The sequence below is a fragment of the Paenibacillus sp. FSL K6-1330 genome (assembly GCF_037976825.1).
GTDB lineage: Bacteria > Bacillota > Bacilli > Paenibacillales > Paenibacillaceae > Paenibacillus_AQ.
In genome coordinates this window covers 6779778-6801246 of record NZ_CP150269.1, presented here as the reverse complement: position 1 = coordinate 6801246, position 21469 = coordinate 6779778, and the positions used below count along the sequence as shown (strand labels likewise).

General features: G+C 51.6%; 13 protein-coding genes. 10 read left to right on the top strand and 3 right to left on the bottom strand.

The features are described 5' to 3' along the window. Positions 1–17: 17 nt before the first annotated feature. Together NYE54_RS31055 and NYE54_RS31050 are read right to left on the bottom strand one after the other, a co-directional pair. Entirely contained in the window at positions 18–833 is an 816-nt protein-coding gene (locus NYE54_RS31055; protein ID WP_339268412.1) for a flagellar motor protein MotB, read from the bottom strand. Further along, a complete protein-coding gene (locus tag NYE54_RS31050; protein WP_339268410.1) occupies positions 817–1611 on the bottom strand; it encodes a flagellar motor protein in 795 nt (264 codons plus the stop codon). The genes NYE54_RS31055 and NYE54_RS31050 overlap by 17 nt, the downstream gene beginning before the upstream one ends. A gap of 303 nt (positions 1612–1914) precedes the next feature. Between NYE54_RS31050 and uvrB the strand changes: the two genes are divergently transcribed. The 7 genes from uvrB to NYE54_RS31015 all read left to right on the top strand — a co-directional run bounded on the left by uvrB (position 1915) and on the right by NYE54_RS31015 (position 14510). After that, the gene (gene uvrB / locus NYE54_RS31045) at positions 1915–3906 is read left to right on the top strand and encodes an excinuclease ABC subunit UvrB (protein ID WP_076324052.1); all 1992 of its coding nucleotides are present in this window, start codon (positions 1915–1917) and stop codon (positions 3904–3906) included. Between the two features lie 103 nt (positions 3907–4009). Then, positions 4010–6877, top strand: coding sequence for an excinuclease ABC subunit UvrA (uvrA, locus tag NYE54_RS31040; protein ID WP_076324053.1), 2868 nt, complete (start codon positions 4010–4012; stop codon positions 6875–6877). Positions 6878–7087: 210 nt separating this feature from the next. Beyond that, positions 7088–8581 carry an S-layer homology domain-containing protein gene (locus NYE54_RS31035; protein ID WP_339268408.1) on the top strand — a complete coding sequence of 498 codons (1494 nt, stop codon included), beginning with the start codon at positions 7088–7090 and terminating at the stop codon, positions 8579–8581. A 254-nt stretch (positions 8582–8835) separates the two neighbouring features. Beyond that, positions 8836–9045: a hypothetical protein gene (locus tag NYE54_RS31030; protein WP_071219760.1), complete on the top strand. Its 210-nt coding sequence runs from the start codon at positions 8836–8838 to the stop codon at positions 9043–9045. A gap of 247 nt (positions 9046–9292) precedes the next feature. Then, positions 9293–10375 carry a trypsin-like peptidase domain-containing protein gene (locus NYE54_RS31025; RefSeq protein WP_076324092.1) on the top strand — a complete coding sequence of 361 codons (1083 nt, stop codon included), beginning with the start codon at positions 9293–9295 and terminating at the stop codon, positions 10373–10375. Beyond that, the gene (locus NYE54_RS31020; protein WP_339268407.1) at positions 10369–12303 is read left to right on the top strand and encodes a copper amine oxidase N-terminal domain-containing protein; all 1935 of its coding nucleotides are present in this window, start codon (positions 10369–10371) and stop codon (positions 12301–12303) included. Before NYE54_RS31025 ends, NYE54_RS31020 begins: the two co-directional genes overlap by 7 nt. A gap of 251 nt (positions 12304–12554) precedes the next feature. Continuing rightward, positions 12555–14510, top strand: coding sequence for a translation factor GTPase family protein (locus NYE54_RS31015; protein WP_339268405.1), 1956 nt, complete (start codon positions 12555–12557; stop codon positions 14508–14510). Between the two features lie 337 nt (positions 14511–14847). Here the strand turns inward: NYE54_RS31015 and NYE54_RS31010 are convergent, their stop codons facing one another. Further along, positions 14848–16056: an MFS transporter gene (locus tag NYE54_RS31010; protein WP_339268403.1), complete on the bottom strand. Its 1209-nt coding sequence runs from the start codon at positions 16054–16056 to the stop codon at positions 14848–14850. A 532-nt stretch (positions 16057–16588) separates the two neighbouring features. Between NYE54_RS31010 and NYE54_RS31005 the strand changes: the two genes are divergently transcribed. The 3 genes from NYE54_RS31005 to NYE54_RS30995 all read left to right on the top strand — a co-directional run bounded on the left by NYE54_RS31005 (position 16589) and on the right by NYE54_RS30995 (position 21423). Next, a complete protein-coding gene (locus NYE54_RS31005) occupies positions 16589–17686 on the top strand; it encodes a DNA alkylation repair protein (protein WP_339268401.1) in 1098 nt (365 codons plus the stop codon). A 636-nt stretch (positions 17687–18322) separates the two neighbouring features. Then, positions 18323–20836 (top strand): DUF3656 domain-containing protein, encoded by a 2514-nt coding sequence (locus NYE54_RS31000; protein ID WP_339268399.1) that lies wholly within the window; start codon positions 18323–18325, stop codon positions 20834–20836. A 305-nt stretch (positions 20837–21141) separates the two neighbouring features. Then, positions 21142–21423 carry a hypothetical protein gene (locus NYE54_RS30995; RefSeq protein WP_339268397.1) on the top strand — a complete coding sequence of 94 codons (282 nt, stop codon included), beginning with the start codon at positions 21142–21144 and terminating at the stop codon, positions 21421–21423. The last annotated feature ends 46 nt before the right edge of the window (positions 21424–21469 follow it).

Genomic DNA, 21469 nt, shown 5'->3' with positions numbered 1-21469 from the left:
GCGTGGAGGCTATCTTCCTACTCCTTAAGCTGTCGTAACACGGTAATTTCGACCCGCCGGTTCTTCTGCTTGCCTTCAGCAGTCGCATTATCCGCGGCTGGCCTCGTATCGGCATAACCTGCATACTGGAAGCCTTCCGGATCCAGCTTGCTGCTCTCAAGGAAGAACCGCAGTACCGACATCGCCCGGGCACCGGAAAGCTCCCAGTTGTCCTTGTAGCTGGAATAGCGTCCGATTGGCACATTGTCCGTATGCCCCTCGATGCTCACGGTGGTGTTTAAATCACCGAACAGGCTCGCCAATTTGCCCAGAACGGGAGCGGCCCCGGGTTTAAGCTCGGCCTTGCCGACATCGAACAGAAAGCGGTCGCTTAACGTAATGGCAATCCCTTGCGGCTCGTCCGCGATAAAGATATCCTCTTCGAGCTGGTTGTCTTTCACGTATTGCTGAATAAGCCCCATAAAGTTCGCCAGTTCTTCCTCCTGGGCACGGAAAGCCAGCTCCCGTTCAGTTAGCGGTTCTGAACCAGCATCTTTATCCTCTTCTTCCTCATTGGCGGCAGGCTGCGGTGGAGGATTCTTATGGTTCTCCGTATCGGCTGTGCCGGTAATGCCCGAACCCATCTCCAGGATGCTGTCTCCGCTCTGGAAGGTGGCTTGCAGGGATTGGGTGACAAGTTTGTATTTTTCCGTATCGAGCCGGCTCATGGCATACATTACAACAAAAAAGATCAGGAGCAGCGTAATCAGGTCGGCATAGGTGATCATCCAGCGGTCGCGCTGTTCGCCTTCGGTCTGCTTGCGATGACGGCGCCGTCTATTCGGCTTTTTCATGCACAATCCCCCTTGAGGACGGAATGTCCGTGGTGCCAGCGGAAGCGAAGGAGGCTAGCTTTTTACGAACTAACAGCGGGTGCTCTCCGTTCTGAACAGCCATAATTCCTTCGAGCAGCAGCTCCATATTTGCAATTTCTTCTTCGGAACGTGCTTTAATCTTGGACGCAATGGGCAAAAAGATAATATTGGCACTTGCGACGCCGTATAAAGTAGCGGTGAACGCGACCGCGATCGAAGGTCCGAGATCGGTTGGGTCTTGCAGACTGCCCAGCACGTGGATCAATCCCATGACGGTACCGATGATCCCCATGGTAGGAGCATATCCCCCGGCGGACTCGAAAATCTTGGCATACCCTTCGTGCTTCTGCTCGGCGGCATTGATATCGAGCTCCAGGATTTGGCGCACCATCTCCGGATCGTTGCCGTCGACGACCATCTGCATGCCTTCCCGCAAGAACGGATCCTCGTGATCGGCGGAGATACGCTCCAGCGCCAGGACCCCGTCTCTTCTGGCCGTAACCGACATATCAACAATGGCGTCAATCAGCTCGTCCGTTGAACGGTTGCTGCGGCCGAAGGCCAGCTTGAGCGCAGCCGGGATGGTGCGGAGCCGGGTGGCCGGAAAACTGACGATGACGGCCGCGATGGTGCCGCCGAATACGATAAGCGCAGCCGCTCCTTGCAGCAGGCCGCTCAGATGCCCGCCTTCCCATAAAAACCCTCCGATCAACGCGGCCAGACCGGCGAGAATGCCAAAAATAATTGTAATATCCATAACGCTGTATCATCTCCTTAAGGAAGTTAATTGAAGACCATGGGTTCGCTTGAAGCTAGTCCGACATGTAATATGAAGGCTGTGGGGTCATACAAGTTGAAGCACGGAACATTCGCGCTGGAACTTATTGAAATTTTCATTAAACTATTTGCATCAAAAAAACGTAAAGGGTATAATGAGACGGGAACAAATATTCTTATTCTTTACGTAGACACCACTAATTTCCCATAGTATATCATCGGGAAGTTTCGACATATCTTTTAGCATGAATTTCATTTTAGAGTATGAGGGTGATGAAGGGCAATGAGCGATTTAGTTGTCAGTACCAAATCCTTTGAGATCCAGTCTGAATTCCAGCCGCAGGGCGATCAGCCCACGGCTATTGATGCGTTGGTCGAAGGACTCCGCCAAGGGAAAAAACATCAGACGCTGCTAGGTGCAACAGGAACGGGTAAGACGTTTACGATCGCGCAGACAATCGCCAAGGTAAACCGTCCCACACTCGTCATTGCGCATAACAAGACGCTGGCTGCACAGCTGGCCAGCGAGTTTAAAGAATTCTTTCCGAATAACTCGGTGGATTATTTCGTGAGTTATTACGATTACTATCAGCCGGAAGCTTATATCCCTTCCTCCGATACGTATATCGAGAAGGATTCCAGCATTAATGAAGAGATTGATAAGCTCCGCCACTCTGCAACGAGTTCGCTGTTCGAACGGCGCGATGTCATCATTGTGGCGAGCGTATCTTGCATATATGGCTTGGGTTCGCCGCATGAGTACGGAGAATTGCTGCTTTCGCTCAGGGTGGGCATGGAGAAGCCGCGCAATGAGATTTTGTCGCGGCTGGTTGATATCCAGTACCAGCGGAACGATATCAACTTCGTTCGCGGTACATTCCGCGTCCGTGGGGATGTGATCGAGATATTCCCTGCCTCCAAGGGGGAGCATGCCGTTCGCGTCGAGCTGTTCGGCGACGAGATCGAGCGGATCACGGAGATCGACGTCTTAACGGGCGAACTGGTTGGGGAACGCGAGCATATCGCCATCTTCCCGGCGTCTCACTTCGTTACCCGTGAAGAGACGATGCGGGTAGCAATCGTGAACATCGAGCGCGAATTGGAAGAACGCCTTGAACTGCTGCGCTCGGAAGGCAAGCTGCTGGAAGCGCAGCGCCTCGAGCAACGTACCCGTTACGACATCGAGATGATGAAGGAAGTCGGATTCTGCTCCGGCATCGAGAACTACTCCGGCCCTTTGACCTTCAGGGAGCCTGGTGCTACGCCATATACGCTCCTTGACTATTTCCCGGATGATATGTTGTTTGTCATTGATGAATCGCACGTTACGCTCCCGCAAATCCGCGCGATGTACAACGGTGACCGGGCACGGAAAACGGTGCTGGTTGATCACGGCTTCCGCCTGCCGTCCGCGCTGGATAACCGGCCGCTGAAGTTCGAGGAATTCGAGGAGAAAGTCAACCAGATCATCTACGTATCGGCCACGCCGGGTCCGTATGAGATGGAGCACTGCGATACGATGGTCGAACAGATCATCCGGCCGACAGGCCTGCTTGATCCGATCATTGATGTGCGCCCAACAGAAGGGCAGATCGATGACCTGATTAGCGAGATCCATGACCGGGTGGAACGTGACGAGCGTGTGCTCGTGACCACCCTCACGAAGAAGATGTCAGAGGACCTGACTGATTACCTGAAAGAAATTGGCATCAAGGTTCGTTACATGCACTCCGATATCAAGACATTGGAACGGATGCAGATTCTGCGCGATCTGCGGCTTGGTACATTCCACGTGCTGGTGGGTATTAACCTTCTACGGGAGGGTCTTGACCTGCCGGAGGTTTCCTTGGTTGCGATTCTGGATGCGGACAAGGAAGGTTTCCTCCGCTCGGACCGCGCTCTTATCCAGACGATTGGCCGGGCTGCCCGGAACTCGGAAGGTAAAGTGATCATGTATGGTGATAAGATCACAGACTCTATGGATCGGGCCATTAAGGAAACCGAGCGCCGCCGCAGCATCCAGATTGCATATAATGAGAAGCACGGTATTACACCGCAAACGATCCGTAAGAAGATCCGCGATGTCATCGAAGCAACAAAGGTTGCAGAGGGAAAAGCAGATTATCTGGTGGGAGAAGGACAGAAGATGTCGAAGAAAGAGCGTCAGAATCTGATCCAGCGTCTGGAATCCGAGATGAAGGAAGCGGCCAAGAATTTGCAATTCGAGCGTGCGGCAGAGCTTCGTGATGCGCTGCTGGAGCTGCAAGCCGAATAAATGTTGGAGAAACGAATGACAGGGGGGACGGCCTACGCTGTCGTTCTCTTTGTGAAAGTATAAGCATCACATGCATGCCATATGGAGTAGGAGATGATATCGTTTGGCCATTGAAAATCTTGTGATCAAAGGCGCTCGTGCACACAATCTGAAAAATATCGACGTCACGATACCGCGTGACAAGTTCGTCGTTCTTACGGGGCTTAGCGGCTCTGGCAAATCCTCTCTCGCATTCGATACGATTTATGCCGAGGGTCAGCGCCGTTACGTGGAATCCTTGTCCGCTTATGCACGCCAGTTCCTCGGACAGATGGAGAAACCGGATGTCGATTCCATTGAAGGCCTCTCGCCGGCGATATCGATTGACCAGAAAACGACGAGTCGCAACCCCCGCTCTACGGTAGGTACCGTCACGGAAATCTATGATTATTTGCGTCTCTTGTTCGCCCGGATCGGACACCCACACTGTCCGGAGCATGGCGTGGAGATTACCTCCCAGACGGTCGAGCAAATGGTAGACCGCATCATGCAGTATCCCGAGAAGACGAGACTGCAAATCCTCGCGCCGGTCATTTCCGGACGCAAGGGCGAGCATAAGAGCCTGTTCGCCGATATAGCGAAGCAGGGCTTCGTTCGGGTGCGCGTCGATGGAGAGCTGCGCGATCTGTCGGAAAGCATCGAACTCGAGAAGAACAAAAAACATACGATCGAGGTGGTTGTGGACCGGATCGTAGTTAAGGAAGATATAGAGGCACGTCTGGCCGATTCGATCGAGACGGCACTGAACCTATCAGGCGGTCAGCTCCTGGTTGATATCATGGGTCAGGAGGAGCTCAGGTTCAGCTCCAACTTTGCTTGCCCGATCTGCGGTTTTAGTATGGAAGAGCTGACGCCGAGAATGTTCTCCTTCAATACCCCTTTCGGTGCTTGTCCCGATTGTGACGGCTTGGGCGTCGAGATGATTGTGGATCCGGAGCTGCTTATACCGGATACGAGCAAAAGCGTGGAGGAAGGTGCCTTTGCCGCATGGAGCGGGGGCACATCCACTTATTATCCGCAGTTTCTGAAATCGGTCTGCGCGCATTTCGGCATTCCGCTGGACAAGCCGGTCAGTACTTTTAGCCAAGAACAGATGAATAAACTGTTGTACGGTACAGGCAATGAGAAGGTTCACTTCCGTTATGAGAATGACTTCGGTCAGCGCAAGGAAGCGTATGTAACCTTCGAGGGCATCATTCCGAACCTAGAACGTCGCTACCGCGATACGAATTCCGAGGGTATTCGCGAATACATCGAAGGTTATATGAGCAGCAAGCCATGCGATGTGTGTAAAGGTCATCGTCTCCGGAAGGAAAGCCTGGCCGTTACGGTCAATGACCGCAACATGGCCTATGTCACTAGCCTGTCGATCGGAGAGTCCCTGAAATTTTTCGATCATCTGGAGCTTAGCGAGAAAGAACAACAGATCGCAAATCTCATTCTGAAGGAGATTCACAGTCGTTTGGGCTTCCTTGTCAATGTGGGTCTGGATTACCTGAATCTCAGTCGTTCGGCGGGAACCCTGTCCGGTGGGGAAGCGCAGCGGATCCGGTTAGCCACGCAGATCGGATCAAGCCTGATGGGCGTGCTGTACATTCTGGACGAGCCCAGCATCGGGCTGCATCAACGGGATAATGACCGCCTGATCTCGACGCTGGAGCATATGCGGGATCTGGGCAATACGCTGATTGTGGTCGAGCATGACGAGGACACCATGATGGCTGCGGACTATATCATCGATATTGGTCCTGGCGCTGGTATTCATGGCGGCCAAGTCATCGCGGAGGGAACCCCGAAGGAGATTATGAACGACCCTAACTCTCTGACGGGCCAGTACCTGAGCGGCCGTAAGTTCATTCCGGTCAACAGCAAGCGGCGCAAGACCGATGGACGCTGGCTTGAGATTAAAGGCGCGAAAGAGAACAATCTGAAGAATATTAACGTGAAAATTCCGATTGGCGTCTTTACGGCGGTAACCGGTGTGTCCGGGTCAGGCAAGTCGACACTGGTCAACGAGATCCTCTACAAGACACTTGCTCGTGACTTGAACAGAGCCAAAGTACGTCCGGGGCAATACCGCGAGATGAAAGGTTTGGAGCATATCGAGAAGGTCATTGACATCGACCAGTCTCCGATTGGCCGTACGCCTCGCTCCAACCCGGCGACCTACACAGGCGTCTTCGACGATATCCGGGATATCTATTCCCAGACGAATGAAGCGAAGATTCGCGGATACAAGAAGGGCCGATTCAGCTTCAACGTGAAGGGTGGCCGCTGTGAGGCTTGCCGCGGGGACGGTATTATCAAGATTGAGATGCACTTCCTGCCGGATATCTACGTGCCTTGCGAAGTGTGTAAGGGCAAACGCTACAACCGCGAAACGCTCGAAGTCAAATATAAAGGCAAGAACATCGCTGAAGTACTGGAGATGACCGTTGAGAATGCAACGGATTTCTTCCAGAACATTCCGAAGATTCACCGGAAGATGCAGACGCTGATGGATGTCGGTCTGGGTTATATTACTTTGGGCCAGCCTGCCACCACGTTGTCCGGTGGTGAAGCCCAGCGCGTGAAGCTGGCTTCCGAGCTGTATCGCCGCAGCACAGGCAAAACGATGTATATTCTGGATGAACCGACTACCGGCCTGCATGTGGACGATATCGACCGTCTGCTCGTTGTGCTTCACCGCCTGGTGGATTCCGGGGAGTCCGTCCTTGTCATCGAGCACAATCTCGATGTCATTAAGACAGCGGACTATCTGATTGACCTAGGTCCGGAGGGCGGCAGCGGCGGTGGTACCATCATCGCTACCGGAACGCCAGAGGATTTAGTCAAGGTGTCCGAGTCTTATACAGGGAAGTACCTAAAACCCATCCTGGAACGCGATACGAAGCGAACCAAGGAATTGAACAAGGTGGAAGCGGCACGTTAATAGCTTCGAATCTGTTCCATGCTGGAAGGGAGCTGTGCAGCCCACAGCTTATTGCATTTCATATTTCAGCAGATTGAACAGGTTGGCGTCATAATGGAGTCCCCGTGTATGAATAGGGGCTCTTTTTTTTATTTTCATATCATCCTCCAATATCTTCGCATTCCAGGATATGGTATGATCTTGATAATTGCGACAAAATGGAGGGATTGTATGAAGAAAATCGCCTGTTCCGTTCTAATAGCTCTGGCAGCAAGTGCTTTATACATAAACTCATCCGATAACGTTCAAGCAAGTGCTGGTGTACCCGTTTCAGATATGATGGGCTTTAATGCGCAGGAAGCCATCCGGTTAACCGAAGGAGGACTCCATCCCGGTGACGGTGGTAGGGATATCCAGCCGAAAGCGGCCATCAGCAGGCAGGATTTTGTCATATTAATCGTCAATGCTTTGAATCTGGGCACAGGTGAACTTCCAGGAGGGGCTACCTTCAAGGATGTACCTAACGATCACTATGCTTTCTCCGCAATCGAAGCTGCGGTTCATGCAGGACTGGTGAAGGGGGTAGGGAACGGAAGATTTGGAGTTGGACAACCGCTGACACGTCAGGATATGGCCGTGCTGTATCAAAGAGCTCTGCAAGGGGTTACCAACAAGGAAACCACGGACGGGGAAGCCACGCAGCTGGAGTTACATGAAGGCTCCTTCAGCCATTATGCTAAGGAGGCTATCGTAATGGCCATGGAGCTAGGTCTCTTTCAGGAATCCACAGCAGATGCTTTGAATCCCAAGGGTATCGTTACTCAGGAAGAAGCGGCTTCGGTTACAGCGAAGTGGTTGAAAGCTGTGGAGCAAATCAACTTGGAAACTGCCGAAGACGGGGGAGAAACACCACCAGAAAGTCCGAACTCGGTAATCCATGGTGTAGTGACCTCATCATCGGGATCATCATCCACAACTCCTGCCGTTACCGGATCAGTACAGCCACATGGGGGGACAGAGTCCCTTGTATCTCAGTCGGGTTCGCCGACAACGATACCAACTGCTCCGATGGATCTGAAGTTCCAATATGTGAAGGGTCAGGTTCAATTAACCTGGACGAAGCAGCCAGGTGAAACCTACAATATCTATTACAGCGAGAAGTCCGGAACGGGTTATACATTGTTTGCTGACGGAGCGAATGTGAAATCAGGTGCCTACGTAACATCTGATGCGCGTTTTCAGGAGACCGTCTACTATGTGGTCGAGGCTGTGAACAGCTTCGGCAAGAGTAGCTATTCTAACGAAGTTTCGAGCCGTCCGAATAAAATATCCGGTCTTCAGGCCATCCTAAATGAGGAAGATGAATCCATTGGTTTAATCTGGACAGATACGCAGGAAGGCATAAACTATCATGTATATTACATAGGACCTGACGGAGTACTGTATCGTTTGAATGATGAACCTGTAGTGAGCCGTTCCTATCTTATTCCGAACCGCAATATGTTGGCAGGTCCGTCCGGCCGGTATACGATCCATGTGGTTGCTGTGAACAAATTGAATGTAAGCAGTGAACCGTCCAGTGAGGTTGCGCTGGATGTCAAGAAGGACCCTGAGGATCGGATTACGATCACAGATCCCTCTGTGGCATTGCCAAGTGAAGACTTAGAGGAGGAACCGGCAAAAGAGCAGAGACCGATTCCTGAGGAGTATGAGGAACAGGAGTGAACGTTTCTCGAATCCTGTTCGGAGTCACTTGAATATACGAAGCAGCCTATGCCTGACTCCATAACGCAACTTGATCTAGCTTCTGCCATGATGAAAGTCATGCTAATATCTGAAAATTTGGTTAAAAATGAGAAATTTTTATGACTTTTTTTCATTTTTAGGGGCGGAGGGCTTGCATCTGGACGGGCACATGGATAACATAGAAGAAGATATGTAAATTTGCCCGAGAAGAAACCCACGAGGAGGTACGTTTCATGATCCTTGCAGCAGCATCGGATGCGAGCGCGACATTTAAGACATTTGATATTTTTATGATCCTGTTTACGATTCTGATCTTTGTTGGTGTGGTTCGCTTGTTGATGGCCCGCCAAAAAAATAAATTCGCAATCGCTTTCGGTCTCGTCAGCTTATTTGTGTTCTTGTACTCTGACTATGCCATGATTACAGGATGGTTTAACAATTAGGTTGGCCTAGGCACCTTATTTTAAAGCGGCTTCATTTGACGAATGTAATGAAATACATACAAACAAGACGCCCGTCTGCTGTTCGCAGTGTGAAGGCGTCTTTTTGTTTCTTCGGGAAAAAGTTACAAGGTCCGCAGGAAAAACGTAAAAGAAATAGGTCTAGAAGCAATGGCTGCAAATGGAAAAACATGATAAATTGAGGAGTACAGGTTGGGTAGAGGATGGAACCGGGGGAGGAACAAACGAATTGAAGAATTTACAATGGCAAAAACGGTCGGCGGTTGCACTGTTAGGGGCCATCATGCTGGCAGGAAGCAGCGATGCGATTATGCATACAGACATAGCGGCTGCAGCAAGCGCTAAGTCCAAGAATACATATGAACAAAGTGCGGTGCCTCAGGTGATCAGCCGGATGTCGCCATCGGTTGTTGGCATTATCGGAAAGGCACCACAAGGAACCAGCGAAGTGGATGACAGATACAACCTGGCGCACGGTACGGGAGTGATCTGGAAGGCAGACGGGTGGATCGTTACTAACGCTCATGTGGTGGACGGGCTAACCGGAATCACAGTCGTGACGTCAGACGGCAAATCCTATAAAGCCAAGGGTGTATACAGCGATCCCATGAGTGATATTGCGTTGGTCAAAATTAACGCCAAGTCTCTGAAGCCGGCCAAATTTGCCGCATCCGCGCAAAATGCGCTGGTTGGAGAAACGGTGGTTGCCATAGGTACGCCAATCTCCTTCTCGTTACGAAACTCGGCATCCGTGGGTGTGGTAAGCGGCTTAAACCGGAGCGTAGACGGCTCTTATCGCCTGATTCAAACCGATACCGCCATTAACCCGGGCAACAGCGGAGGGCCGCTCGTCAATCTGAAAGGCGAGGTCATTGGCATCAACAGCAAGAAGTTTGCCGCTGTCGGCATTGAAAATATGGGCTTTTCCATTCCTGCGGAAACGGTCCATTATATTGTGGATCATTTGTTGGAATACGGTGAGGTTCGAAGAGCCGGTCTCGGGTTGGAACTGGAAGAAAGCTGGTCCGCCATCGTGGGTCTGCCTTCAGACGACCCATTGACCGTTACGAAGGTGCTGTCCGAGCAAGCCCGGAAAGCCGGAATCCAAGAGGATGATGTGTTATACGCCATTAACGGAAAGCGCATCTATTCCGTCGTTGATATCAACGAACGGTTAAAGCCTTTCATCCCAGGCCAGCAGATTCAGCTATTAATGCAGCGGGATGGAGATATTGTAAATGTAAAACTGACGCTCAGCCAGGATGGTAATCGAGCTGCTTCGTCAAGCGTTGAGGAGGCTGAGTCATGGTGAAGAGAGAAAGAACGGAGTCAAGCCGACGTTTACGGCAGATGACAGCCGGAACCTTATCGGCTTTGATGCTATTCACGTCGTTGTCACTTCCCGTATGGGGTGATGACGTTGTGCCGGAGAAACGTATACTGACCGTGCAAAGCGGAAGTAGCACAGCTTCGGTTAATGGCACTTCTTATACGATTGCCAAGCCACAGCAGAAGCAGGGCGTATTGATGGTGCCGCTGGGCGTGTTTAAAAAAGCGTTTGGCAGCGAGATCAAGCTGGAGGGCGAGAACCGGGTTCGACTGCTGCAAGGACCGCATACGATTGTGCTCGTTATCGGCAACAAGACCGCATGGATCGACGGAAAAAAGGTACAGCTGCCGGTAGAACCGGCGATGGTGTCCGGAACGCTGATGGTACCGCTGCGTCCGGTTGCCGCGGGGATTGGCGCCAAAGTAAGCTCCTCCCAAGGCAAGCTATCCATCAGCCTCATGGTTACGGATAAGGAAGAGAAGCATGACGAGGGCGAGATCAACAATACGACCGGGAAGACCCGAATCGGAAATAGTTATTATGAATGGAGTATGAATTATCCTTCTTGGATGATCATTGGGAGAGGAACGGACGACGAGAGCGGTGCTGCTTTTAACGATGCTACGGGCCGCTACTATCTTGAGGTTCATGCCTCCTCCCAGAAAGTAAAGCTGAGTCCTGACGATTTGTTAGAACGGCTCCTGAAAGAACTGAGCGATTCTGGAGATGTTGTGCTTCACCAAGAGACGGTTGCAAGCGGAGTTCTGCCGTATGCCAGAGTAATTTCCCGCGATATCGACGGCGTCTTATGGGAAGGTCGGCAGTACTATGCTAATGATCGCGTCTATGAGCTGTATTTTGCCGATGCAGAAGCGGTTCACTATAAGGATATGGACAAGCACGCGAGCTTGCTGGGTTCATTTAGAACGACCTATCAGGCTGGAGACAAAACATTAAAAGACGTCTCTTCCATCGTAGGTGGGCTCCGCGAAGCAGGAAATGAAGAATACGGCATATGGTTTGGCATTCCTGCAGGTTGGGAAATCAACAACAAGGATATGTTATACGGCAGCGAAGGGCAAGGTTATCTGTCCGTCTCGGTGACATCCGCTCCCTCAGGGGTTGATGGCACGCTCACAGCTTGGGGGCAGCGGCTTAAAGACTGGCTGTCGGAATCCTTTGTTCAAGATTCTTACGAATACGTCGGACTTACGCCTGTGGAGATATCCGGCGTCAAAGGGCAGATTCAAGAGGTTCGGTACAACTTCGGAGATAAATGGGTGACGGAATATGAAGTGATGATCCAGAAGAACGGCTACCGCTACTATCTGGAGTATGCGGTACCGGATGGCCAGGAACGGACGGCTTCCAACTGGAAGAAGGTGCTGGAATCGATAGAGATTGATTATGATGTGGTACCTGAGAACTTCGGCCGCATTGGCGATGAAGGCTATCTTACCGATAAAACCAAGATGAGAAGCAAGAACTCCGAAACGTACCGCTACCATATCGATATTCCAAAGTACTGGGAACCGCTGAATGATCAATTCGAGCAGGGAACGGTGGAATATGGATTTGCCGGGGGCGGGTTTGAAATTAATGCTCAGAAGGATACCTCAGCAGAATTCATCGTCAGCAACCTGAAACGTTATTATAATGAAGCCAGCACGGCCTCAGGGACGACGTTGAAATTGCTTGGCGTGGATAACATTACGTTTGCCGGTGTGCCTGCCGTGTCGTTCAAGGTGCATCAGGTGAAGAACGGCGTTGGCTTTACGACGCAGGAGATTGTCTTTGAGAACAGAGATATCGTGTACACGATTACGACGACGTTGAATGATGCCAATGCAACGGAGATGCAGCAAGCCGCACTTAGGCGTGCGCTGTCCTCGTTTGAGCTGGTGAAGTAAATCCGAAGGATGGAATTATAAACGTATATCACACACTTAGTGGGAGTCATATTTTTGATAACGCTGATAGCTGTCCTGCTGCATCCATAGGGATGCGGGCGGGCAGCTATTTTGGTTTTATAAGGAGGATGGTCGATCCTCACCCAAAATTATAGAACATATGTACGCTCGTGGGATCTGATATGTTAAAATTAAATCGTGAGAGCAATGGATATGTAAATAAACCGGCTTGCAGAAGAGGGAATAAGCTGATGAAAAAAACGATAGGCATGTTCGCCCATGTGGATGCAGGCAAAACCACGTTGGCGGAGCAGTTGTTATATATGACCGATACGATTCAGGAACGCGGTCGCGTAGATCATCAGAGTGCTTTTCTTGATCGACATGACATTGAAAAAGAACGGGGTATCACCGTATTTGCCGATCAGGCCACCATGCATTTTAACGGTTCCACTTATTATTTAATCGATACGCCGGGTCACGTCGATTTCTCGCCGGAGATGGAGCGGGCCATTCAGGTCATGGATGCCGCCGTCGTCGTCATAAGTGCCGTGGAAGGTGTCGAAGGGCATACGGAGACGGTATGGCAGTTATTGCGTCAGCATGGCGTCCCTACGTTTTTGTTTATTAATAAAATCGACCGGGAAGGCGCGGATGTGACGCGTGTGTTTGCAGAGATTCGGAGTGAGCTTACTGAAGAGGTCTGCATGATCACGGAGGAGGATGTGCTGCACGAAGGCGTGATGCAGTCCTCGCTTATTGAGGCTATCGCGGAGCGGGACGAGAAGCTGCTGGAGCTCTATATGGAACAAGGATATGAGGTTTCTCAGTGGCTGGATACGATGACCGAGATGATAAGGAAAGGGCAGCTATTCCCCTGCTTCAGCGGATCAGCTCTGCAATACGTGGGCGTGTCTCATTTTTTGCATCAGCTGGATCTGCTGACAGTTACGGACTATGATGCCGGGGCTGATTTTGCCGGAAGGGTATATAAGATTCGTCATGATGAACAGGGAGCCAGGCTGACGTATATCAAAGCCATGGGTGGAACGCTGCGGGTGCGCGATGAGATGACTTATTTTGCCGGAACGGAGACGATCACGGAGAAGGTGACGCATATCCGTTTGATCAATGGGGGACGCGTGACGAATGTCGATCAGGTGCATGCGGGTGATCTGTTTGTCGTTACGGGTATTTCTTCAGCTGCGGCGGGCGACGGACTTGGGACTCTGAGCGGCCGGACGGTATATGAGCTTGTACCGACTCTGAAGTCGAAGGTGCAATTCGAATCCTCGATTCATCCCAAGGATATGCTGCGCGAATTCCGTCTGCTGGATGCGGAGGATCCTTCTCTGTCTGTGCAGTGGGATGAGTTCGCTCAGGCGATCCATATCCATGTGATGGGTATCATTCAGCTTGAAGTGCTGGAACGAATCGTGTTCGAGCGGTTCGGTTACCGGATCACCTTCGGTGAACCGGAGATTTTATATAAAGAGACCATAACGGAAGACGTTGTGGGCTGTGGTCATTTCGAACCGTTGAAGCATTACGCGGAGGTGCACCTCCGGCTGGAGCCTGGAGAGCGCAACAGCGGCATCATATTCGCCAATGCTTGCCATCCCGATGTGCTTCCGGTCAATTATCAGCATCTGGTCGCCCAGCATGTTGGGGAGAGGGATCATCACGGGCTGCTTACTGGCTCTCCCATCACGGACATCAAGATTACCCTGCTAAAAGGACGGGCGCACAACAAGCATACGCATGGCGGGGATTTTAGGGAAGCCACCTACCGTGCATTACGCCAAGGGCTGGAGAAGACAGCCAATATGCTCCTGGAGCCTTACTATCATTTCAAGGTGAAGGTGGATGCCGAGTATATTGGACGGTTAATGTCGGATCTGACCCAGGCGAAGGCAAGCTTCGAGCCGCCGGAAACAGCGGGAAACAAGGTGACGGTCACGGGATCGGCTCCCGTATCGACCATGATGAATTACAGCATGGAATTAGCCGCCTACACCAAGGGAAGAGGTACGATATCCCTGGTTTACGGGGGATATGGCCGGTGTCATAACGAGGCTGAGGTCATTGAACGTAAAGAATACGATAAAAATGCGGACCCGGAATACAGCTCCTCTTCGATATTCTGTGCGAAGGGAAGCGGTTATGCGGTGCCATGGGATGAAGCGGACCGTCATATGCATATCTAATGCTTGATGTTGCGGAAGCGATAGGTGGTTAGGAAAGATGTTTCGTGGTCGTGAGGGAATCGTTGGATTTAACATCGTTGACAAGTGAATGGTGCAGCAATGAATTGAATGATGTGTAGCGAGGCAGTATGCTGTGAAGTCAATCATGCGTAACGAAGTGGTTATCAGCAGGATTAAATATCAATGACATTAATTATGTAATGAGTATGTAGGTAATTGAGCGAATATGAGTTAACGATGTTGAACTAAACAAGCCCCCCGATGATCCAGTTTATTTCCGTAATGAGTTACGCACGCGCGTTATGAAATCATCACGCGTGCGTACAGCTTAAAGCCATTATGACGAGAGGGATCCCTTTTCTACAGGCTGCAGGCGCGATGGCCGCATTGTCCAATAGGTGATGGCGGTGGTAATGAGCATTAACACACCAGTCATTAAGAATACCGAATGGATGTTAAAGATGCCGCTGATCATGCCGCCCGCGAGCGGTCCGGCCATTCCGCCGATTTGGTTGGCTGTCTGGTTAAGGCTAAACGCACGTCCGCGGAATTCGCTTGGCGTATGTTTGACAACAAGGCCGTTGAGAGCAGGGAATACGGCACAGAAGAACGCGCCGTAAGCAAAGCGAATGGCCGAGAATGCCCAAATGTTGCTGAACAGGATCTGGGCGAGCGATCCGATTCCGCCGGCGAGCAGACCGATCAGCAGCACCTTTTGAAACCCGATTTTATCAGCCAGGCGTCCCCAGCGGGCCGCAAACAGGATGCTGGCGATCCCAACGATGGAGAACACAAACCCGGCAATCATCGAGGTATGCGAGGAAGAACCGCCGATTTGAGCGATATACAGCGGCAGTACGGGCTCAATTGTCATGACGGAGAACTGTGTCAGCACCGTAAGCATAAGCACGGTCATCAGCGCTTTGTTATGTCCGGCGACCTTAAACGTGTTCATGACGGAGACGCGCTCTTTGCTGGGTACGAATTTTTCCTCTTTGACCCAGAATATGACGAGCAGCGTGGCTGCAAAGCACAGCATCCCTGCCAATCCGAATGCCATTCGGTTGCTGAACAGGGAGGCCAGGGTGCCTCCGATCATCGGGCCCATGATGCCGCCGGTTGCGGTTGCCGTGGACATCATGGAGAGGGCGTAGCCGACTTTTTTCTCGGGGGTGTTGGTGCCTACAATGGCGATTGCACCCGGAATAAAGCCGGAGAGAAGGCCTTGTAGCAGGCGGAGAACCAACACCTGATACTCATTCGTGACGAATGCCATCAGAATATAGATGACAAAGAGCACCAGCCCCGCGCGGATAATCATCGGTTTGCGTCCATACTTATCGCCGACGGCTCCCCAGAAGGGAGAGGACAAGGCGCCCGCAAAAAAAGCGGAACTAAACAGCAGTCCCGACCACATTTCCGTATGCTTGGTAACGCCTAGCTCAATCAGAAAAAGCGGGAGAAATGGTATGACCATCGAGAAGCTTGATGAAACGATAAATGAGCCGAACCATAATATCCATAAGTTCTTTTTCCAACTTTCCATGTCTTCTTCATCTCCTGATGTGCGATTTGTTGTAATCCTTCGAGCTTCGCCTCCTGTCTTTTAAATGGGGTAATGATGTATGTATTACATTTTTAGAGATAACAAAAGCATAAACTTCGAGGCTTACTGCCCTTATCTCGAAAGAAAAACTTTCTCTAAATGGGGTCTGTCATCTGTGAAAGTACGTCGATAGACGTTTTTCTTTAGAGATAAGAAAGTTGTTCATGGACTAACCCAACTATTCATCTTGAGGCATCCCAACGTTGGGAGGTCGGATTTGGATAAAGCAAAACGCCCCCCAATTTGGCAAACTGGAATCAACCAGACTACCGCACTAAAGCGAAAGGCGTGCAACTTCATCCTACACCACATGTTTTGGATTGGGAAGAGGCGGAAAGCGGGGTTATAGCGGTCGGCGGCTCTTTTGGAGATGGGTTGGAACCGCTGGGTTATCGCATAAATAAAGGGCTTTCAGGATTCCATTATACAAGGATAAAATATCGTAAAAATTATTTTTTTGGGGAGATCTGTTATGAGAGAGACGCTGAAGGATCTATATTCAAATACGTTGTTCCAGCAAGTGACCGACCGGTTGAAGGAGACTTATCCGGCATTCGATGCGAACCGGTTCATGGAGCTGATTCATAATGAAGACTGGGCACAGGAGGAGTTCAAGCAGCGCATTCGGCATATTACGCTAGCCTTAACGGATACGCTGCCTGCTTCTTACCCGGAAGCCATTGGGATCTTGAAGCAGGTAGCCCCGCACTTTAGAGGCGTGGAATATGTGTTCTTTCCGGATTACGTAGAGGTTAATGGGATGGAGGATCTGGAGACATCGATGGAGGCTTTGGCGGTATTCACGCATTCTTCTACGGCGGAGTTTGCCGTTCGGCCTTTTATCATCCAGGATCAGGAACAGATGCTGGCACAGATGATGACATGGGCACAGTCTGATGACGAGCATCTGCGCAGATTGGCGAGTGAAGGCTGCAGACCACGCTTGCCTTGGGCGCCGCAGCTGCCGGCTCTGATTAAGGATCCGCGTCCGGCTCTTCCGATCCTGGAGCAGTTGAAAGAGGATCCTTCCTTATACGTTAGAAAAAGCGTTGCCAATCACCTGAATGATATCTCCAAGGATCACCCGGACCTTGTGCTTGAGATTGCCGCCAAATGGTATGGCAAACATCCGTTAACGGATTGGATCGTGCGGCATGCGCTGCGTTCGCTGCTGCGGAAGGGAGATATTCGGGCACTGGCCATTTTCGGGTATGAGGAGCTTGAAGAGCTGGAAGGACTTGAGGTGCGTGAGCTGCGCATTAAACGTTCCGTGATTGCGATGGGGGACGATCTGGAGTTTGCTTTTCAAGTGGTTAACGAAACCGGCAATCCGATGACGCTCCGCATCGATTACGAGATCGATTATATGAAGGCAAACGGCAAGCTTGCGCCGAAACGTTATAAATGCTCGGACAAGATCTATGCGCCGGGAAGCTGGAAGGTGGAGAAGAAGCAGTCGTTTAAACCAATCTCCACCCGCCGTTTCTACTCCGGCGATCACCGTCTTCACATTGTCGTGAATGGCAAGCGTTTAGCGAGCATGGATTTTGTGCTGGAGGGTGCGGAGTAGGAGTAGGGCGCGTGGTGCAGGACGTGCATTGGCAAACCTAGAGTGCAGGACGAGCACTCGCAAACCTGTGGTGAAGAATTCCTGGACCGCTTGACGGTTCGAGGCGATTCCGTTCCCAAGGATTGTACATCGCGCGCACTGCTCCCAATGCGCACGATGCGTGGTCCGGGGCATGCTTGGATGGCTGTCATCCGCTGAGATGTTAAGGAGGCTCTGACTACAGGATTCGGAGATCGAAATGCAAATCCCTGGTAAAGGAAAGGGAAGGTAATCTCTTATATTAAGAAAAGAGATAAGCACACTGGCCGCGTATGGACGATCATCCACCGGTAGTATCCGCTGCGGATGATGTGAGGCAAGCCCTCCGATTGGGAGGGCTTGTTTTTGTTTCTACGAAACAGGGTGCTATGCGGATTATGGCAACACTATCAAAAGTGTGGAAATCAAGTTAGCAGGTAGAAGAGAAGCCGGACTTTTGGTAAACTAGATAAGTTGAAAAGCTTTCAAAGATTTACAAAATCAATTGATATAGATGTCGGATGTCCTGTTCTATGAAAATAGAGTATGGCTTGCAGGTTTCAATGAAAGAATAGTAGTACACAGCACGCCGGCTTGAACCGGCCTGGGAGGATATAGATGGACACGAAAGCACTACGAAGAGAAGACGTGGAGTTGCTGGCCCCTGCAGGGGATTGGGATTGCATGCGGGCTGCGGTGGCTAACGGGGCGGACGCGATCTTTTTTGGGGTCGAGAAATTTAATGCGCGCGCACGAGCGAACAATTTCCGGATGGATGAGCTGTCCGAAATTATGGCCTTTTTGCACAGTTATGGGGTTAAGGGATTTCTGACCTTCAATATTTTGGTGTTCGAGAATGAGCTGGAGGATGCCAAGGAGCTGATTGATGCATGCGTGGATGCCGGCGTGGATGCGGTGATCGTGCAGGATTTGGGTCTGGTGAAAATGATTCGCGAGATTTCCCCGGATTTCCCGATCCACGGCTCTACGCAGATGACGATTACGTCGCCGGAGGCCGTTGAATTCACGAAGCCGTTCAATATGGAACGAGTCGTACTGGGACGCGAGAACAATCTGAAGCAAATCCAGAAGATCGGGGAGCAGGCGAAGCTTCCAATGGAAGTATTCGTGCATGGTGCATTGTGCGTATCCTACTCGGGCCAATGCCTGACTTCCGAAATGTGGGGCGGCCGCTCCGCCAACCGCGGAGAGTGCGCGCAGGCCTGCCGTCTGCCGTACGATCTAATCGTGGATGGTGAGCAGAAGCCGATGGGCGACGTCGCCTACTTGCTCTCGCCAAAAGATCTGGCCGCTATCGATTTGATGCCGGAGCTGATTGAAGCGGGAGTGACCTCGTTCAAGATTGAGGGCCGGTTGAAGAGTCCGGAATACGTGGCTAACGTCGTGAGCAAGTACCGGAAGGCGATCGACCGGTATTTTGATGGCGAAGATGCGAGACCGAGCAAGGAAGAGGTGCGTGAGCTGCAGCAGAGCTTCTCCCGCGGCTTCACCCATGGCTTCCTGGATGGAACGAACAATAAAAAGCTGGTCGAGGGTACGTTCCCGAAAAGCCGTGGCGTGTATCTCGGCCGGGTGGAACAGATTCTGCGCGACGGTGTCGTCTGCAAGCTGGATGCACCGCTGAAGCGCGGGGACGGTATCGTATTTGATGCAGGCGACCCAACGAAAAAAGAAGAAGGCGGTCGCGTTTACGACGTGCGCCGCAAAGGCGTCAAGCTGGACGGTGAAGCGCAGGAAGGCTGGATCGTCGATATCGTTCCCGGCCGGAGCGACGTAGACCTGCGCAAGCTGCACGTTGGCGACCGGATCTGGAAGACAAACGATCCAGCGCTGGATAAGCGCCTCCGTCAGACGTACGAGACGGAGAAGCCGTACCGGGTATTCCCGGTACATGTGCGTGTCAGCGGCCGTCCCGGACAGCCGCTGACGACCTGGTGGACCGATGTGCAGAAGGGCACGACGGTCCAGGTGGATTCGGAGCTGGAACTAGAGATTGCCCAGAAGCGGCCGCTCAGCCAGGAGATCCTGGAGGAGCAGCTTGGCCGCCTGGGCGGAACGGTGTTCCAGCTTGAGGCACTTGACGTCGACCTGTACGGCGACGTCATCGTGCCGATTCGCGAGCTCAACAGCATCCGCCGCCGTGCGGTGGAGCTGCTCGCCGGCGAGCGGCCGAAGCCGCCCGTGTACGTGAAACGGGCGGTGTCGGTGTATGGCGATGCGGCTGTGCCCGCAGCGCCCGTGGCTCGCGGTGAGGCGAAGCTCACCGCGCTGTGCCGCAGCCTCCCGCAGGTTGAGGCTGCGCTTGAGGCCGGCGTCGAGATGATCTACGCCGACTTCGAGTTCATCAAGCAGTTCCCGGCAGCGGTGGAAGCCGTGCGTGCAGCCGGCAAGCAGATTGCGCTGGCAACGCCGCGCATTCACATGCCGGGCGAGAACGGCTACCACAACAACATCCTGCGCCTCCAGCCGGACGCCGTGCTGGTGCGCAACACCGGTGCGCTGTATTTCTACCTGCGCCACCGGATGGAAAACCCGGGGGCGAAGCATCCCCGGCTGATCGGCGACTTCTCCCTGAACATTGCCAACCATAAGGCGGTTGACCTGTTCGTCGAAGCCGGATGTGACGCCGTCACGCCTTCTTATGACTTGAACATCCAGCAGATGGTGGATCTTCTCGGCAAGGCAGACACGTCCAAGATGGAGATCGTTATCCATCAGCATCTGCCGATGTTCCATACAGAGCACTGCGTGTATTGTACGTTCCTCAGCGAAGGAACGGACTTCACGAACTGCGGTCGTCCGTGCGAAGAGAGCCGCGTGTCCCTGCAGGACCGGATTGGCATGTCCCATCCGGTTCGGGTCGACGAAGGCTGCCGTAACACCGTGTACAATGCCATCGAACAATCCGGCGCCGAGTACCTGGCGAACTTCATGGAGCTGGGCGTATCCAGCTACCGTGTGGAGTTCCTCGAGGAAACGCCAGAACAAGTCCACGAGGTCATCGATCTCTACAACCGCGCCCTGCGCGGCGAGATCAGCGGCACCCAGGTGTGGAAGAAGCTGAAGGCTACTAACCAGCTCGGCGTTACGCGGGGGCAGTTGGTGAAATAAGGAACGGATTGTAAATACAACATGTCTGACCTTTGCATGGGTCAGGCATGTTTTTTTGTTTTGGAATAAGATGAGGGGGGCTTAATATGCGCTGTATTCGGGACTTCAGTTCCCTATGCGCAGGGTGAGATTTATACGACAATTGTTTATAATTGGAATCTATTGTTTTATTTAGTGATAGAATCGAGAGAATAGCCTGTTATGGATTAAGAGTAAAAAGGCGGGGGAATATGATATCTGAAAAATATATGCTTTGGCTCGGGTTACTTACCTTATGGGCTGTAGTTCTTGGGGGGTGTAAGGACGTGAAGGGAAATGAACAAACAGCAATCATAGAGGAAGCACAAAAAGTGGCAATTACGCACTTTCAAGAAGAGTACGGTTTAGAGGTCCGAATAACGAAAGAAGAGATGCTCCCTACCTATGTGGCTTCCCAGATTAATATGGAGGGACACGTGGTCGGAGAGGAAGAACAGCGATTTAACATCTCCGTTAATTATAAAGATTGGACCACCTTGAATACGTTTCTGAGTACCGAGTTGAATGATGCGCTTAATAAAGGTGATATTTTACAAAAAGAAAAATGAAATTTACGTTTGAGCAACACAACAGGAATTGATGTCCATCACTACA